Below are 14539 nucleotides of genomic sequence, written 5' to 3'. Positions count from 1 at the left end.
TCCCCGTCCGCCGAACAAGTCACAGAAGAGGAACAGAACCAGAATGAGTGTGATGTTGACGGGTGGAGCAGGCTTCGTCGGCCTCAATGTCGCCGAGCTACTGCTGAACGACGGTCACGATGTCGTCGTCTACGGGCTCGAAGCTCCTTCAGAACGCTTCATGAAGCACGTCGCCGATATGCCTGGTCAGCTCTCGACAGTGATCGGTGATGTTCGCGATCGCGACGCCGTCCGACAAGCGATGGCCGCGCACGGCGTCGACAGGGTGGTACACGGCGCCGCAGTCACCGCAGGTCGCTCCAGGGAGGCCACGGGTGGTGCGGACGTCGTGTCGGTGAACGTAATTGGCGCGGTCGAGGTCCTCGAAGCTTGTTCAGAACACGGCGTTCGCCGAGTGGTCCAGCTCGGTACCGGGTCGATCTACGGCATGCGCGCCGATGTTCCCGGCGTACTGGACGAGGTCGACGATCCGCCGGTACCCGATTCGCTCTACGGAATCACGAAGTATGCCGCGGAGCGCATAGGCCTGCGGTATCGCTCAACTCGTGACCTTGACCTGGTGGTCGCGCGGCTGGCGAACGTCTTCGGACGGTGGGAGTATCCGACCGGAAAACGGGATACGCTGAGCATCCCGTATCTGCTCATGCAGCACGCAGACCGTGGTGAGCATGCAATTGTGGGTCCCGACCTGCCTCAAGATTGGGTCTACGCACTCGACGTTGCATCGGCAATTGTGGGATTGCTCTTCAAAGACCAAGTGGTGCACGACGTTTTGCACGTGGGAACCGGGACCCGATGGTCGGTCGAGACTTGGTGCGAGAAGCTCAGAGAGGAGTTTCCCGAATTCAGTTACGAATTCGTCGACCAGAAGGATCGCGCGACGGTCGGGCGTGAGACGCCGAACCGCCGGGCGCCATTCTCGATCGAACGTCTCCGTTCCGAGTTGAGCTTCACCCCACGGTTCATGTTGCCTGAGGCACTGGCTGACTACTCCGACTGGTGGCGCCAAAGTAGGGACGAGTGACCCTATCCCTGATACCGGCCGGTACCTCATCACAGACCCAGACCCAGATCCAGACTCACCGCTCGATGGACCTCATCACTTCGGAACCAGGCGGATCCGATTGGGAGATCAGTACATCACCACCCCGGACAACTCGTCACCGCGCGAGTGCACGTGAGCCGACGGACCTGATCGCCAAGACGTGCGCCGATGCCTGCCTCATGCAGGACGAAGTACGTGCGGCCCAGCGCGGTGTTGATCCGGTCCGGTTCGAACTGCGCGGGATCGGGCAGCACCTCGGCGAGGCTGTCCACGTCGAGCAGATGGCCGCAGTCTTCGGGCGGCGCGGTCCCTTCCCCGTCGACGACCACCGCTACCGCACCGACATCGTCTGCAGGCACCACCTGCTCCAGCCCCAGCGTCAGCTGCCAGTTGTCGCCGTAGTCCTACACGTAGTGCAGGACGTCACCCCGGTCGGGGTCCATCGTTACTCGCCGGGCCACCGGTTGACCAAGTGTCTCCCTACGCCGTCCGAACCGACGTGAACTCCCGTGAGAACGTCCGCGCCAGATCCTCTGCCCGGTAGTGGTATTCGTCGCCGGTCAGGCCGCTGTCACCCAATGCGTAACGCGACGCCAGCCGGGCCAGCGCATCGGCGCCCTCGTTGAGGGGCTCGCCGCGATGGCCTTTCACCCAGACGGGCGTGATGCGGTCACGATCCTCGTAGATCATCCGTTGCGCCCGAACAAGTCCCGGCGTCTTACCGCTCTCGCGATAGATCGCGTAGCCCTCGGGCAGGACGTCGTCGCCGGCCATCCACCGCTTCACCATCGCCACCGCCAGCTGACTGTCGCTGAGCACCGTGATGTCGCGACCACGGAGCTTCTGCACCGCCATGCCGATCGCGCGCAGTTCGGCGACCAGCACGACCTGCGGTCCGATGAGCTTCGTGGAATGACGGAAGCCTTGCAGCCCGTACTCGCCGGTGGAGGCGAGCCACCCGTAGCCGGTGATCTTGCCGCGCACCGATCCGTCCGTGGCCACCCACACCGGTCCTGTGGGCACCGGCGTCACCTCATGCAGCCCGGCGAACGCCTGCCGTACCAACTGCTCGTCGGTCAACCGCGGCCGCTCGATCCACACCCCGGGCATGAGCAGCGCAACTTCGTCGCGCAGCGCCCACAGCATGCTGCGCGGCGGCATCTTCACCAGGAACCGGATCCGCTCCACGTCGACTTCGTCGCGGACGCGACGGATGACATCGAGCGTCGCGGTTTCGGCGCAGTCGGCCTCCACGGTTCCGGTCCAGCGGTTGTCCGCAGACTGCGCGGAGTACCGGAACAGCGACCTGCCGCGCTGGGCCAGTGCGATCGCGATCGACAGCATCGGACGCGGCCGTGCCGACATGATGTCGACCGGTCGCGACACGGGCGCGGGTTTCGGTGCCATAGCCATAGCGGCACTCTAAGGAGCACCTCTGACATCTCCGCGCATCTCGAATCAAGCACCCCCGACATACCCCCAAAACCGTTCCGAGCGCGGATAATCGACCGGTAGCGCGAGAGGGGGTGCTGCCGGGGTGGCCGAGCAGATCTCGATCGTCGTCGCAGAGGATTGCCTGCTGGTGCGTGACAGCGTTGCTCGCGCCCTGTCGGTCAGCCCCGACACCACCGTCGTCGGCGTCGCCGAGGACTACGACCAAGCGGCCGCCCTCGTCGCGGAGCATCAACCGACCATGCTGGTCACCGACGTGCGGATGCCGCCGACGTCCACCGACGAGGGCATCCGGCTGGCGAACTGGCTGCGCACCGCGCACCCGGCCGTCGGCGTGATCGTGTTGTCCCAATATGTTGACCAGACGTACGCATCGGCATTGCTGGAGGGCGGATCGGCGCGCCGCGGATACCTGCTCAAGGAACGGGTCGCCCACTTCGACGAGCTTGGGGATGCGGTCCGGCAGGTCGCCGGCGGTGGCACCGTCCTGGATCCGATGGTCGTGGAGGCCCTGCTCGCCCAGCCGCGCCAAGCCGCCGCTTTGAGCCGGCTGACGCCCCGCGAACGCGAGGTGCTCAGTGAACTGGCCACCGGCTTCAGCAACCGCACCGTGGCCCAACGTCTGGTGTTGTCCCAGCGCGCGGTGGAAAAGCACATCAATTCGATCTTCGCCAAGCTCGAACTCACCGGCGACGACTCCGTGGACCGCCGGGTCCGGGCGGTGCTGATGTTCCTCAACGGCGGCAATCCGCCGTGAGCACGAACAGTGGTGTGTACACCCTGGTACGCACACCCGAGATCGACCACGATGGGGCAGTGGTGAGCCAGCAGGTCCGCGTGTGGATCGTCGACGACCAGGCCAGTTTCCGGCTGGCCAGCACGGCAACGCTGGACGCCACCACCGGCTTCGTGCTCGCCGGACAGAGTGCCACCGGCGAAGCTGCCCTGGAACGTCTCGACGGGGACGGCGCCGACCTCGTCCTGATGGACATCCACATGCCCGGCATCGGCGGCATCGAAGCCGCGCGCCGGCTGCACGCCCGCCACCCGCACATCGTCATCGTCCTGATGTCCACCTACGACGCCGACGAACTGCCCGCCGACGCGATTGACTGCGGTGCCGCCACCTATCTCCACAAACAGCGACTGAGCCCCGAAGTGCTGAACCACATATGGCGAACAGCAAGCTGAAGCTGCTCACCCCACCCGGATCCGTCCCCGACTGGCGGATCCCGAAAGTCCTTCTCACCTCCGCGTTCCGCTCGTCAGCGTGGTTCGGCCACAACCTGATCCACCGTTTCCGTTCCGAACGTTTCGAGGTGTTCCTCTCCGGCCACTTCGGCCTGTGGCTCGGCGCCGGCATCGTGGTGCCGCTATGGGAGTACTTCTGGATCTTCCGGTCACCCTGGATGCTGGGCTTTGTCGTAGTGGCGTGCGTCCAGTGCGCCGTGCTGGCCATCGGCCTGAACCTCGCCCGGCACAACATGTTCGAGCAGTCGGTGACCCTCGTCTGCGTCGGCAACTGGGTCGCGGTACTGGGCGTCACGTTCGTCTCCCCGCCGCTCCTTCCGGTGATGGCACTGTTGGCTCTGGTGCCCGTCGTCTTCGCCGAGCCGTATATCAGCTTGCGCCGCGGACTGATCTTCACCGTGATTACCGCCGCCTGCGTTCTCGCTGCAGCGGCCATCGCGGAGTTCACCCCGTTCACCGACCACGTCGAGCAGGCACCCCAGTGGATGGCGACGGCATTCGTGCTGATCGCGTTGCCGATCAACGCATTACATCTGATGGTCATCGTGTGGAACAACGCTGCGGCGCTGCGGATCTCAGAGGCGCAGCTCGCCGAACATGCAGCCGAACTGGCGGCGTCGCGCACCCGCCTGATCACCGCCGCCGACGAAGAGCGACGTCGCCTGGAACGCGATCTACACGACGGCGCCCAGCAGCACCTCGTCGCACTGTCGGTACTGATCGGCCTGGCCCGCAACACCAGTGGAGACAAACAACGTGACCTGCTCACCGAGGCCTCGACGCTGGTGGACAGTGCCATCACCGAGATCCGCAACCTTGCGCACGGGATCTATCCACCGCTGCTGGTCAGCGGAGGACTCGCCCAAGCACTGCCGGCGCTGGCCGCACGGTCGGTCATCCCCGTGGCCCTCGACCTGGACGCCATCGGCCGCTACCCGCCGACAACCGAAGCCGCCCTGTACTACTGCTGCAGCGAAGCCCTGCAGAACGCCGCCAAACACGGCGGCCCCGACACCACCGTGCACATCACCGCACACGTCGTCGAAGGCGTACTAGAAGTACAGATCAGCGATACCGGCCGCGGCTTCGTGCCGGGCACACCCGGCGCCGGACTGACCAACATGACCGACCGCCTCTCGGCCATCGGCGGCCAACTGGCCGTCGACAGCGTCCCCGGACGTGGCACCCGCATCACGGCCGCCGTCCCGGTCTAGGGGCGATGGTGGTGCGCACACCACCGCCGATCGTGTGGCGCACACCGTCGAAACCGATGGCCCACTGCGACACGATGAATCCCATGTCCGCCATCGATTCTGCTACGCGCCTCCCCACCGGGACGGTGACGCTACTGCTGGCCGACATCGAAGGCTCGACCCGTATGTGGGACACCCAGCCCGACACCATGCCGGACGCGCTGGCAACCCTTGACCGCGTCGTCGCCGACCTGATCGGCCGCTACCACGGCGTCTGCCCCGTCCAGCAAGGCGAGGGCGACAGCTTCGTCATCGCGTTCGCCAGCGCCGGCGAAGCAGTGGCCTGCGCTCTGGAACTGCAGCGAACCGACCTGTCGCCCATCCGGTTACGCATCGGGATCCACACCGGGGATGCACGCCTGCGAGACGAAGGCAACTACATGGGCCCGCTGATCAACCGCGCTGCGCGACTGCGCGACCTCGGCCACGGCGGCCAGACGCTGCTGTCCTCGGCGACAGCCCATCTGGTCGACGACGCGCTGCCGCCGCAAGCCTGGCTCGTCGACGCGGGCAGCCATCAGCTGCGCGGGCTGATCCGGCCCGAACGTGTCGCACAGTTGTGCCATCCCGACCTGGTCGACGACTTCCCGCCACCCCGATCCGACTCAGGCGGAGGATTCCGCCGCCGGCCTGCTCTGCGCACCGAATTCATCGGCCGGGCAGGTGAATTGGACGACCTGCACCGCTTGTTGCAGCGCCGTCGGCTGATCACCCTGTGCGGTCCCGGAGGTGCCGGCAAGACTCGGCTGGCGGTCGCGGCCGCCGACGGCGCCTACGGTCAGTTCGACGGTGGAGCCTTGTTCGTCGACCTCGCTGCCGCCGCCGACGCGACCCAGGTGCCGCATCCGGCCACGCTGACTCGAGATCTCGCCGACCGCAACGTGTTGCTGGTCGTCGACAACTGCGAGCATGTGCTCGACGCTGCCGCAGCGTTGATCGACACGGTGCTCAACGCCTGCCCCCGCGTGAGCGTGCTGGCCACCAGCCGCGAACCACTCGAGGTTGCCGGTGAGCAGATCTACCGTGTGCCGCCGTTGTCGCCCGGCGACGCGACCGCGCTGTTCGTCGAGAGCGCCACCCGGGCGAACGCCGACTTCAGCGCTCAGGGTGCGGAATCCGCGGAGGTCGCCGAGATCTGCCGTCGGCTCGACGGGTTGCCCCTGGCGATCGAGATCGCGGCGTCGCGCACGCGGAGTCAGTCGCTGACCGACATCCGCGAGAGTCTGCATACGCGCCTGCACCACAGGAACCCGGCTCGCCGGACGGTGGCGGCGCGACACCAGACGCTGCATGCCTGCCTCGACTGGTCGTATGCGCGCTTGGCCGATTCGGAGAAGGTTCTCCTCGGTCAATTGGCCCGACACGCCGAACTCGACCTCAACTCGTCCACGGTCGACGGAGACGTTGCCGGACTGGTCGACAAGTCGCTGCTGATCTGCGACTACCACGCCGGCCGGCCGCGCTACCGGCTCAGCGAGATCGTGCGCCAGTACGCCCTCGAAAGCTCCGGATAAGCCGGCCGCGTCGGCCCGCCGAGAGCGACCGGCGTGGACGGACATCTCCGCGGTCGAGCAAGCGGTGAGACCGGGCAAACCGCTTTGAACTGCGAAAACAGCGTCGCATCGGTCCGGACGGCGGCGGGTGCCGAAACTCGTCGACACCCGCCGCCGGCCTTCGGAAGCGATGGCAAACGCTACGTAGCGGCGCGAATCTGACATAAGTATGCGTATGTTTGCCGACCGGTGTCCTGGTTGCAGGCCGCGGGGCGGGGAGCCGAAGCCATTGCGGAATGGAAGACAATCTCCGCACATCGCTTTAGCTGGCTGATCACCGAGCGCGGTCGGTCGAACGCGGGAAGCCCCGTAATGATGCGGGTTGATAATTATCGGACTTATTATTTTTTGCCATGCCCTCCGATCTGGTGCGCCAGCGCCTCGTCGCCGACCAACCGGAGATCCCGGTGGACGTGGTGCGGACTCTGCTCGGTGTGCTGCGCCAGCGTCTCGGGCTGGACACGGCCTGGCTGTCGTCGTTCCGCGACGGGATGCAGGTCATCGAGGTTCTCGAAGGCGACAGCGACGCACTCGGTCTCTCGCTCGGCAAGCGGTCGCAGCTGTCGGAGACGTACTGTGTGCGCGTCATCGACGGTCGGTTGCCCGCGGTCATCCCGAGTACCTCGACCAACCAGATCGCCGCGAGCCTGCCGATCACCGACGAGTCGGGCATCGGCGCCTACGTCGGAGTCCCGGTGTGCGGGCGCGACGGTGCGATGTTCGGCATGGTCTGCGTGGTCAGCCAGAACCCCCAGCCCCACCTCGCCGAGGACGACCGGCGCCTGGCCACCCAGGTCGCCGACCTGATCGGCACTCTCATCGAATCGCCGGCGACCGGTGCAGATCCAACCGCCGGTCAGCGCAAGGCAATCCGGCGCGTCGTCGCCGAACGCGACTTCGAAGTGGTCTTCCAGACGATCCACGAGGCCGCCACCGGCAAGGTGGTCGGTGTCGAGGCGCTGTCCCGTTTCCCGTGCGAACCGTTCCGCCCGGACGCGTTCTTCGAGCAGGCCGCGCTCCTGGGGCTGAACATCGAGTTGGAGACCGCGATCGCCCGACGCGTGGTGTCGCTGATACCGAGCCTGCCCGGCGACGTCTTCGTCTCGATGAACATTTCACCGGCGGCGGCGCTGGCGGTGCCGTGGGCCGAGATGTTCGGTGACGTCGACCCGTCGCGCATCGTTCTGGAAATCACCGAGCACGACGCCGTCCCCGATTACGCGGCGCTCGACGACGTGCTGGAACCGTGCCGGGCCCGCGGCATGCGGCTGGCCATCGACGACGTCGGCGCCGGGTTCGCATCGTTCTCACACGTCCTGGAGCTGGGACCGGAGTTCGTCAAGATCGACCAGTCGATCACCCGGCACATCGACGCCGACGACGCCCGCAGCCGGCTCGCCCAGGCCATCGCCGAATTCGCCGGCCAGATCGGTGCGACGGTGGTCGCCGAAGGCATCGAAAGCCAGGGCGAACTCGACACCGTCGCCGCCGCCGGCATTCCGTTGGCGCAGGGCTACTACCTGGGCCGCCCCAAACCGCCCGGCCACGGCTTCCCGGCCGCCAAGGCCGCCGCACCGACGAACCGGTCACCCGCCGCCGTCGACCTGCTCGGCGAACGGCCCTTCGAGCTCGCGCTGACCCATTCACCGATCGGTATGGCCGTCGTCGGGCTGGACGGCAAGTTCCTGCGCACCAACCGTGCACTGCGCACGATGCTCGGATTCACCCGCCGGGAGTTGGCGGGCCTGTCCTTCCAGGAGATCACCCATCCCGACGACCTGGACTCCGACCTGGCCCTGGTCGCCGAGTGCCTCGAGGGCCGACGACGTTCCTATCGCATGGACAAGCGCTACATCGCCGCCGATGGGCACGTGGTGTGGTGCGCCCTGACCGCGGTGATCGTCCATGCGCCGCGAGACCGGCCGCTGTGCTTCGTCTCCCAGATCGTCGACGTGACCGCCGAGCGGCTCCGGGAAGCCGAACTCGCCCACCAGGCGGCCACCGATTCGCTGACCGCCGTCGCGAACCGATCCGCCGGCTGGAGCCGGCTCGAGCAACTCGACGCCGACAACGACGGCTACGGCGTGTTGTTCTGTGACATCGAACGATTCAAGTCGGTCAACGACCGGTGCGGACACCACGCCGGGGACCGACTGCTCGTCGAGGTGGCCGCTCGCCTCGTCGCTGCCGTTGACGACGACGACCTGGTCGTGCGGTGGGGCGGTGACGAGTTCCTGGTCATCACCGACACCGTCGACGACCCCGGTCTGACGCAGCTGGCCGCCCGGGTCACCGCGCAATTCGACCGCGCTCCCGTTGTGCTGCCCGACGGCACCGACATCCCGGTCGCCCTCACGATCGGCTACTCCGCCCATCACCCTGGCGACGGACGCGGCATCGACGCCGTGCTGGACCACGCCGATCAGGCGATGTACCGACAGCGGCGCAGCTCATCGCGGCGGAGATAGGTCTCCGATTGCTCCTGAGCCGAGTGGGTACACGTACGGGCGATCATGGACGTATACAACTTGGCTTTCGAATGGACAGAGACAAACCGACATTGGCTGATCGAAGTTCCCATCCGGATCGTCGCGTACATCATCGTCGTCTTGATCGCGCGGTATGTGCTGCACCGGATGATCGACCGGGCCGCGACCGGCAGGACGCGCAAGGAGCGCACCCAGGGCGGTGAGACCGCCAGGAAGCCCCCGTTGCTGCGGTACCTGCGCGACCGGACACCGTCGTCGGCCAGCGCGAGGACAGCCGAACGCCGCCAGCAGCGCGCCCAGACCATCGCCTCGGTGCTCAAATCGACCGTCTCGATCGTGATGCTGGTCTGGGTGGTCCTGGGCATCCTCAACGTGCTCGGCGTCAACATCGCGCCGTTCATCGCGTCCGCGGGCGTCGTCGGCCTGGCCATAGGTTTCGGCGCGCAGAACCTGGTCCGCGACTTCGTCACCGGGGTGTTCATGCTGCTCGAAGACCAGTACGGCGTCGGCGACACGGTTGACCTCGGCGAAGCGGTCGGGGAGGTGGAAACCGTCGGCCTGCGCGTGACCACCGTGCGAGACATCGACGGCACCCTCTGGTACGTCCGCAACGGCGAGATCGCCCGCGTCGGCAACATGAGCCAGGATTACGCCGTCGCCCGTATCGAGGTGCCGGTTGCGCTGAGCACCGACGTCGCGCGCGCCGAGGACGTGGCCGTCGAAGCCGCCGAACAGGCCCTCGCCGATCCGGCGTTGGCCGCCAAGGTGCTCGGCGAACCCGAGATGCTCGGCGTGCAGGAACTGCTCCCGGACCAGGTCACGCTGCGGATGACCGTCAAGACCCGACCCAACGCCCAATGGTCGGTGCAGCGTCGCCTGCGCCGCGAGATCCTGCGCGCCTACGACGAGAACGGCATCGAACTGCCCTACCCGCCCGGCCGCATGCAGCCGGTCGCCGCGGTCGGGGAGTAGATTCCCGCCCGGCGTCGGCCCCGCTGGTTAACATCCCCCTGACGAAAGGGGGAGATTCGCCGTGACCATCACCGTCGAGGAGATACCGCGGCTGTCCAACGGGGCCGAGCGCCGCGTCTGGCAGGCGTTGATCGATCAGCTCGAACCGGGGGACCTCGTCATCCCGGGCAAGCGGGTGACCGATCATCTCAAAGACCATGAGATCGACTTCTTCGTCGCGATCGAGGGCGCGGGCATCGTCTGCGTGGAGGTCAAAGGAGGCGAGGTCTGGCACGACGGCGAGACATGGTGGCAGCGCGGGCGCAGCGCCGAACGCAAGATCGAACCCGTCCGGCAGGCCCGCGAAGCCTGCTATGCGATCCGCAGCTTCATCGAGACCGATCCGTCGTGGAAGCAAGGCCGGTTGCGCTGGGACCACGTCGTCGTGCTGCCCAACACCGACCTGCCCGAGGACTTCGGACTGCCGGACTGCCCACGCTGGAAGGTCATCGACCGCACCGACCTTCCCGACATCGCCGCCAAGCTGCGTCACATCCTGCACAGCCAGGAACTCGACCGCCCCTTCCTGACCAAGGACGGCATCGCCCAACTCAGCGAAGCGCTCAGCGGGCGCGGCCTTCCTCAGCGCAGCGTCGTGGCGCGCGCGTTGGAGAACGAGGACGCGGCCGACATGCTCACCGAACACCAATCGGTCATCCTCGACGCGGTGCGGTTGCTGCACCGCGTGGAAATCCGCGGCGGTGCCGGCAGCGGCAAGACGTTCCTGGCGATGGAGCAGGCGCGACGGCTCGCCCGGGACGGGAAACGTGTTGCGTTGATGTGCTATTCGCATGGGTTGGCGTCCTATCTGGAGCGGATCACCGAGGCCTGGAATCGCCGGCAGCGTCCGGCCTACGTCGGCGAGTTCCACGATCTCGGCAAGAAGTGGGGCGCCCCGGAGGGACCTGACGAGGCGCTGCGCACCGAGGAGACGGTGCAGTTCTGGGAACATGACCTGCCCGCGCAAATGACCGCGCTGGCAGCACAATTGGAGCCCGGCCACCGATTCGACGCGATCGTCGTCGACGAGGCGCAGGACTTCGCCGACGCATGGTGGGATCCGCTGCTGGCCGCGCTGAAAGACGAAGAGACCAGCGGACTCTACGTTTTCACCGACGAGGGCCAGCGCGTGTTCAACCGGTTCGGCTCACCGCCGGTGCCGCTGGTTCCCCTGGTGCTCGACCACAACCTGCGCAACACCCGCCAGATCGCCAACGCATTCCAGCCGCTGGTCGACCATCCGATGCGCTTCCTCGGCGGCGAAGGACCGGCCGTGAGGTACGTGCCGTGCTCGGCCGCCGAGGCGATGGAAGCCGGCGACGACGAAGTCGAGGCGCTGCTCGAGCAGGGCTGGCGTCCCGAGGACGTCGCGCTGCTGACCACCGGCAGCCGTCACCCCGAACAGCGGGAGCGTCAGGCCGCGGGCAACGCCGCCTACTGGGACAGCTTCTGGGACGCCGAGCAGGTGTTCTACGGCCACGTGCTCGGCTTCAAGGGCCTCGAGCGCCGCGCGGTCGTGCTCGTGGTCAACGAGGCATCGGCGTTTGACCGCTCTCGCGAACGCCTTTACGTCGGACTGTCGCGGGCACGCGACCAGTTGGTGGTGTGCGGGGATCCGGAGTTCATCCGCCAGGTCGGTGGACCCGACCTGGCGCGGCGCCTGAACATCGAAGGCTAGCGACTTTGGCTGGCCTGAGGCACTCGTGCCTCAGCTGTCACAGGTATCCGCATTGTGCAGAGAAAGTGCGAGAAGCCCTCTGCAAAAAGCTGATTCGTGTGACTCCTGGTACACACGAGCGCCCGGAAGCACCGCCAGGGCGGAACTTGGCGGGACGCCGCGTACAACAGCAGAAGTGGCACTGCGGAGTCTGCGAATACGCGTGGTAACGGCGGTGCGGCTCAGCCCGCCTGCGGGAAATCTTCGGTCAAAGCTCCCAGCAGACTGACGAACTCGTCGTCGACGAAGTGCGTGTGCGGCAGCAGGGTCAGCCTGCGCAACAGTGGTTCCGGCAGAGTCGGATCAGGCGCGGCCACAACAGACTTGAGTCCGAGAACCATCGCCTCGCCGTACTCGCCGATACCGAGCAACACGAACGCCGTGTTCGCTTCGACATCGGTGAGCGATGGGCGGCAGTGCTCGATCAGCTCCCACGCCACCTCGCTGAGCTCGGTACGGTCCATGTCGCCAATTCTCGACCACGGCCCGCCCCCGCGCGCGCCGAGGTCGCGTTGAGCGGGGCGGAACATATGGGTTGACGCGCGGAATGCACTTTCGGCCGGAGAGGGCTACCGCACCGCGAGGTAATGGTGGGTGACCGGCTCGCCGTCGACGTACTTCCTGACCGCCCGCTCGGTCAGCAGATCCTGCCCGGTCAGCCGCGTGTAGTGCTGGTGCATGTGCTCACCCCACGACCGCACCACAAACGTCTCGACGAACGTCGATTCATGCTCGACATCGCGGTAGAGCTGCCACTGCGAGGCGCCGGTGCGCTGGCGCGACCGGCCCTGCACTGCGATGGCCGCCAAGAAGCCTTCCTCGTTCGTCGGGGCCACGCGGTAGGAGATCAGCACCATCACCGGGCCGTCGAGCGGCTCGGGTTCGAACACCAGCGTCGGCTCCGGCCAGTGCGCCGACGGCGTCAGGTCCAGGTTGCCGGTCTTGGCGTGCAGCGGCCACCACAACGACGACAGCGCGCACACCAACAGCAGCACCACGCTCGTCAGCAAGCTGGTGACGCTGCTGGTGCCACCGGCCAGCAGACCCCACGCCAATGAGCCGAGCGCTTGGCCACCCATGAAGATCAACTGGTACATCGACAGGCCGCGGGCGCGCACCCAAGCGGGAAGGCTCAACTGCATCGAGGCGTTGAGCGTCGACAGCGACAGCAGCCAGGATGCTCCGCCGATCACCAACGCCGCGATCACCACCGGGAAGATGTGCACCAGCGCCAGTACCGCGGTGGCCACAGCGAAACCCAAAGCGCCCATGATCAGCAAGGCGTTCTGGTCGAACCACAAGCGCAGCCGCCCCAGCAGGAAAGCCCCTGTCACGGCTCCGGCCCCCAGCGAGCCGAGCAGGATGCCGTAACCAGAGGCCGACAGGCCCAGCTGGTTGGCCGCGATCACCGGCAGCAGCCCCCACAGTGCACTGGCCGGAGCGATGAACAGCGCCGCCCGCAGCAGAATCCGCCGCACCACCGGCGAGCTGCGGATGTAGCGGCCCCCCGCGCTGAGCGCCGCCAACGCCCGCTCCGGGGGAAAGGTGTTCTCGATCGGGGGACGCCGCCACCAGATCAGCACGAACACAATCCCGATGAACGAGACCGCGTTGAGCGCGAACACCAGGGTGGGCCCGGCCAGTGAGACGAGCACACCGGCGATCGCCGGTCCGATCGCGCGGGCCCCGTTCATGCTCATGCTGCCCAGCGCCGCAGCCGCCGGAATCTGATGCGCCGGAACGAGATCGGGTTGGATCGCCTGCCACGCCGGCGCGGTCAGCGCCTGCCCGCACCCGATCAGGAACAACAACATGAGCAACACCACCGGTGTCGTCATCCCCAACCCGGTCAACGTGGCGAGTAGCCCCACCCCGGCGGCCATGGCGCCCTGTGTCGCGATCAGCAACCGTCGCCGGTCGATCAGGTCGGCCAGCACCCCCGACGGCAACGCCAACAGCATCACCGGCAGCGTGGTCGCGGTCTGCACCAGCGGCACCAGGACGGCGGCGCCGGGGTCCTCGACGAGCATCCACTGCGCGCCGACGGTCTGCATCCAGGTACCCAGGTTGGACACCAGCTGCGCGATCCACAGCGCGCGGTAGACCGGCGACTGCAGCGGCGCCCACGTGGACGTCGTGGTGTCTGCCGTTGTCATCCGCCGCTCCCCGGGGCCGGTCCCTGTCGTCACAGTAGGGGTGGGTACCCGCTGAGAGGCAGGAACGCCGTGTGGCGTTCCCTAGCATCGGGGGGTGTTTCGACGACTTCACCAACTGAAGCGATGGATGTACCGCGGAGGACGGCCCGGAGCGCTGGCGAGGGTGCTCAACACGCTGGCCGCGTGGCAGTTCAGTGCCGGGGTGCTGTCGCGTCGCTGCGATGCCAACCTGTTGGTCCGCGGCCGCACCAGCGGCAAGACCGTCACCGTTCCGGTCGTGATCACCGACTACGACGGTGAGCGGTACGTGGTGTCGATGCTGGGTGAGGACGCGAACTGGGTGCGCAACGTGCGGCAGGCCGGCGGCCGGGCATCGCTGCGCCGGCGGGGCGTGGAAGACGTGCTTCTGGTGGAGGTGCCCACCGACGAGCGCGCACCGATCTTGCGCCGGTATCTCGCGCTGGCACCGGGCGCGCGGCCGCACATTCCTGTCGACCGGCGTGCGCCGCTCGCAGAGTTCGAGCGCGTCGCGGCGGACTTTCCGGTGTTTCGAGTCGAACCGCGACGCGACGACGACGGTTGATGACAAGTTGCCGCCACGCCGCGCTGTGC

General features: G+C 67.0%; 12 protein-coding genes and 1 pseudogene. 9 read left to right on the top strand and 4 right to left on the bottom strand.

Annotated elements, in window-relative coordinates; all coding sequences use genetic code 11:
• Positions 1-43 precede the first annotated feature (43 nt).
• On the top strand, positions 44-1024 hold the full coding sequence (locus ACQI46_RS01920) for an NAD-dependent epimerase/dehydratase family protein (protein ID WP_427092245.1): 981 nt from the start codon (positions 44-46) through the stop codon (positions 1022-1024).
• A gap of 116 nt (positions 1025-1140) precedes the next feature.
• On the opposite strand, the pseudogene ACQI46_RS01915 reads toward ACQI46_RS01920, so the two are convergent.
• Positions 1141-1437, bottom strand: a pseudogene (locus ACQI46_RS01915) (IS1096 element passenger TnpR family protein); the annotation flags it as partial.
• Between the two features lie 88 nt (positions 1438-1525).
• The gene (locus ACQI46_RS01910; RefSeq protein ID WP_427092774.1) at positions 1526-2452 is read right to left on the bottom strand and encodes a ribonuclease HI; all 927 of its coding nucleotides are present in this window, start codon (positions 2450-2452) and stop codon (positions 1526-1528) included.
• Positions 2453-2582: 130 nt separating this feature from the next.
• Between ACQI46_RS01910 and ACQI46_RS01905 the strand changes: the two genes are divergently transcribed.
• From ACQI46_RS01905 to ACQI46_RS01875, 7 genes are all read left to right on the top strand, one after another.
• Positions 2583-3254 (top strand): LuxR C-terminal-related transcriptional regulator, encoded by a 672-nt coding sequence (locus ACQI46_RS01905; protein WP_427092244.1) that lies wholly within the window; start codon positions 2583-2585, stop codon positions 3252-3254.
• Positions 3251-3688, top strand: coding sequence for a response regulator (locus ACQI46_RS01900; protein ID WP_427092243.1), 438 nt, complete (start codon positions 3251-3253; stop codon positions 3686-3688). Before ACQI46_RS01905 ends, ACQI46_RS01900 begins: the two co-directional genes overlap by 4 nt.
• On the top strand, positions 3670-4962 hold the full coding sequence (locus ACQI46_RS01895) for a sensor histidine kinase (protein WP_427092242.1): 1293 nt from the start codon (positions 3670-3672) through the stop codon (positions 4960-4962). Before ACQI46_RS01900 ends, ACQI46_RS01895 begins: the two co-directional genes overlap by 19 nt.
• A gap of 83 nt (positions 4963-5045) precedes the next feature.
• On the top strand, positions 5046-6515 hold the full coding sequence (locus tag ACQI46_RS01890; RefSeq protein WP_427092241.1) for an ATP-binding protein: 1470 nt from the start codon (positions 5046-5048) through the stop codon (positions 6513-6515).
• 392 nt (positions 6516-6907) lie between these two features.
• On the top strand, positions 6908-9022 hold the full coding sequence (locus ACQI46_RS01885; protein ID WP_427092240.1) for an EAL domain-containing protein: 2115 nt from the start codon (positions 6908-6910) through the stop codon (positions 9020-9022).
• A gap of 45 nt (positions 9023-9067) precedes the next feature.
• A complete protein-coding gene (locus ACQI46_RS01880; RefSeq protein WP_427092239.1) occupies positions 9068-10015 on the top strand; it encodes a mechanosensitive ion channel family protein in 948 nt (315 codons plus the stop codon).
• A gap of 61 nt (positions 10016-10076) precedes the next feature.
• Positions 10077-11732, top strand: a complete 1656-nt coding sequence (locus tag ACQI46_RS01875) for an NERD domain-containing protein (RefSeq protein WP_427092238.1) — start codon at positions 10077-10079, stop codon at positions 11730-11732.
• 221 nt (positions 11733-11953) lie between these two features.
• Here the strand turns inward: ACQI46_RS01875 and ACQI46_RS01870 are convergent, their stop codons facing one another.
• Entirely contained in the window at positions 11954-12235 is a 282-nt protein-coding gene (locus ACQI46_RS01870; protein WP_427092237.1) for a hypothetical protein, read from the bottom strand.
• A gap of 105 nt (positions 12236-12340) precedes the next feature.
• Positions 12341-13927 (bottom strand): MFS transporter, encoded by a 1587-nt coding sequence (locus tag ACQI46_RS01865; protein WP_427092236.1) that lies wholly within the window; start codon positions 13925-13927, stop codon positions 12341-12343.
• 94 nt (positions 13928-14021) lie between these two features.
• Between ACQI46_RS01865 and ACQI46_RS01860 the strand changes: the two genes are divergently transcribed.
• On the top strand, positions 14022-14510 hold the full coding sequence (locus ACQI46_RS01860) for a nitroreductase family deazaflavin-dependent oxidoreductase (protein ID WP_427092235.1): 489 nt from the start codon (positions 14022-14024) through the stop codon (positions 14508-14510).
• The last annotated feature ends 29 nt before the right edge of the window (positions 14511-14539 follow it).

The sequence above is a fragment of the Mycobacterium sp. SMC-4 genome (assembly GCF_050205565.1).
Taxonomy (GTDB): Bacteria; Actinomycetota; Actinomycetes; order Mycobacteriales; family Mycobacteriaceae; genus Mycobacterium.
The sequence above is the reverse complement of the archived record's forward strand: the minus strand, read 5'-3'. Positions and strand labels throughout refer to the sequence as shown.

Bases quoted from the DNA above. Each gene is read 5' to 3' on its own strand.
- ACQI46_RS01895 (WP_427092242.1), top strand. From the start codon at position 3,670: ATGGCGAACAGCAAGCTGAAGCTGCTCACCCCACCCGGATCCGTCCCC.
- ACQI46_RS01920 (WP_427092245.1), top strand. From the start codon at position 44: ATGAGTGTGATGTTGACGGGTGGAGCAGGCTTCGTCGGCCTCAATGTC.
- ACQI46_RS01880 (WP_427092239.1), top strand. From the start codon at position 9,068: ATGGACGTATACAACTTGGCTTTCGAATGGACAGAGACAAACCGACAT.
- ACQI46_RS01910 (WP_427092774.1), bottom strand. From the start codon at position 2,452: ATGGCACCGAAACCCGCGCCCGTGTCGCGACCGGTCGACATCATGTCG.
- ACQI46_RS01885 (WP_427092240.1), top strand. From the start codon at position 6,908: ATGCCCTCCGATCTGGTGCGCCAGCGCCTCGTCGCCGACCAACCGGAG.
- ACQI46_RS01870 (WP_427092237.1), bottom strand. From the start codon at position 12,235: ATGGACCGTACCGAGCTCAGCGAGGTGGCGTGGGAGCTGATCGAGCAC.
- ACQI46_RS01890 (WP_427092241.1), top strand. From the start codon at position 5,046: ATGTCCGCCATCGATTCTGCTACGCGCCTCCCCACCGGGACGGTGACG.
- ACQI46_RS01865 (WP_427092236.1), bottom strand. From the start codon at position 13,927: ATGACAACGGCAGACACCACGACGTCCACGTGGGCGCCGCTGCAGTCG.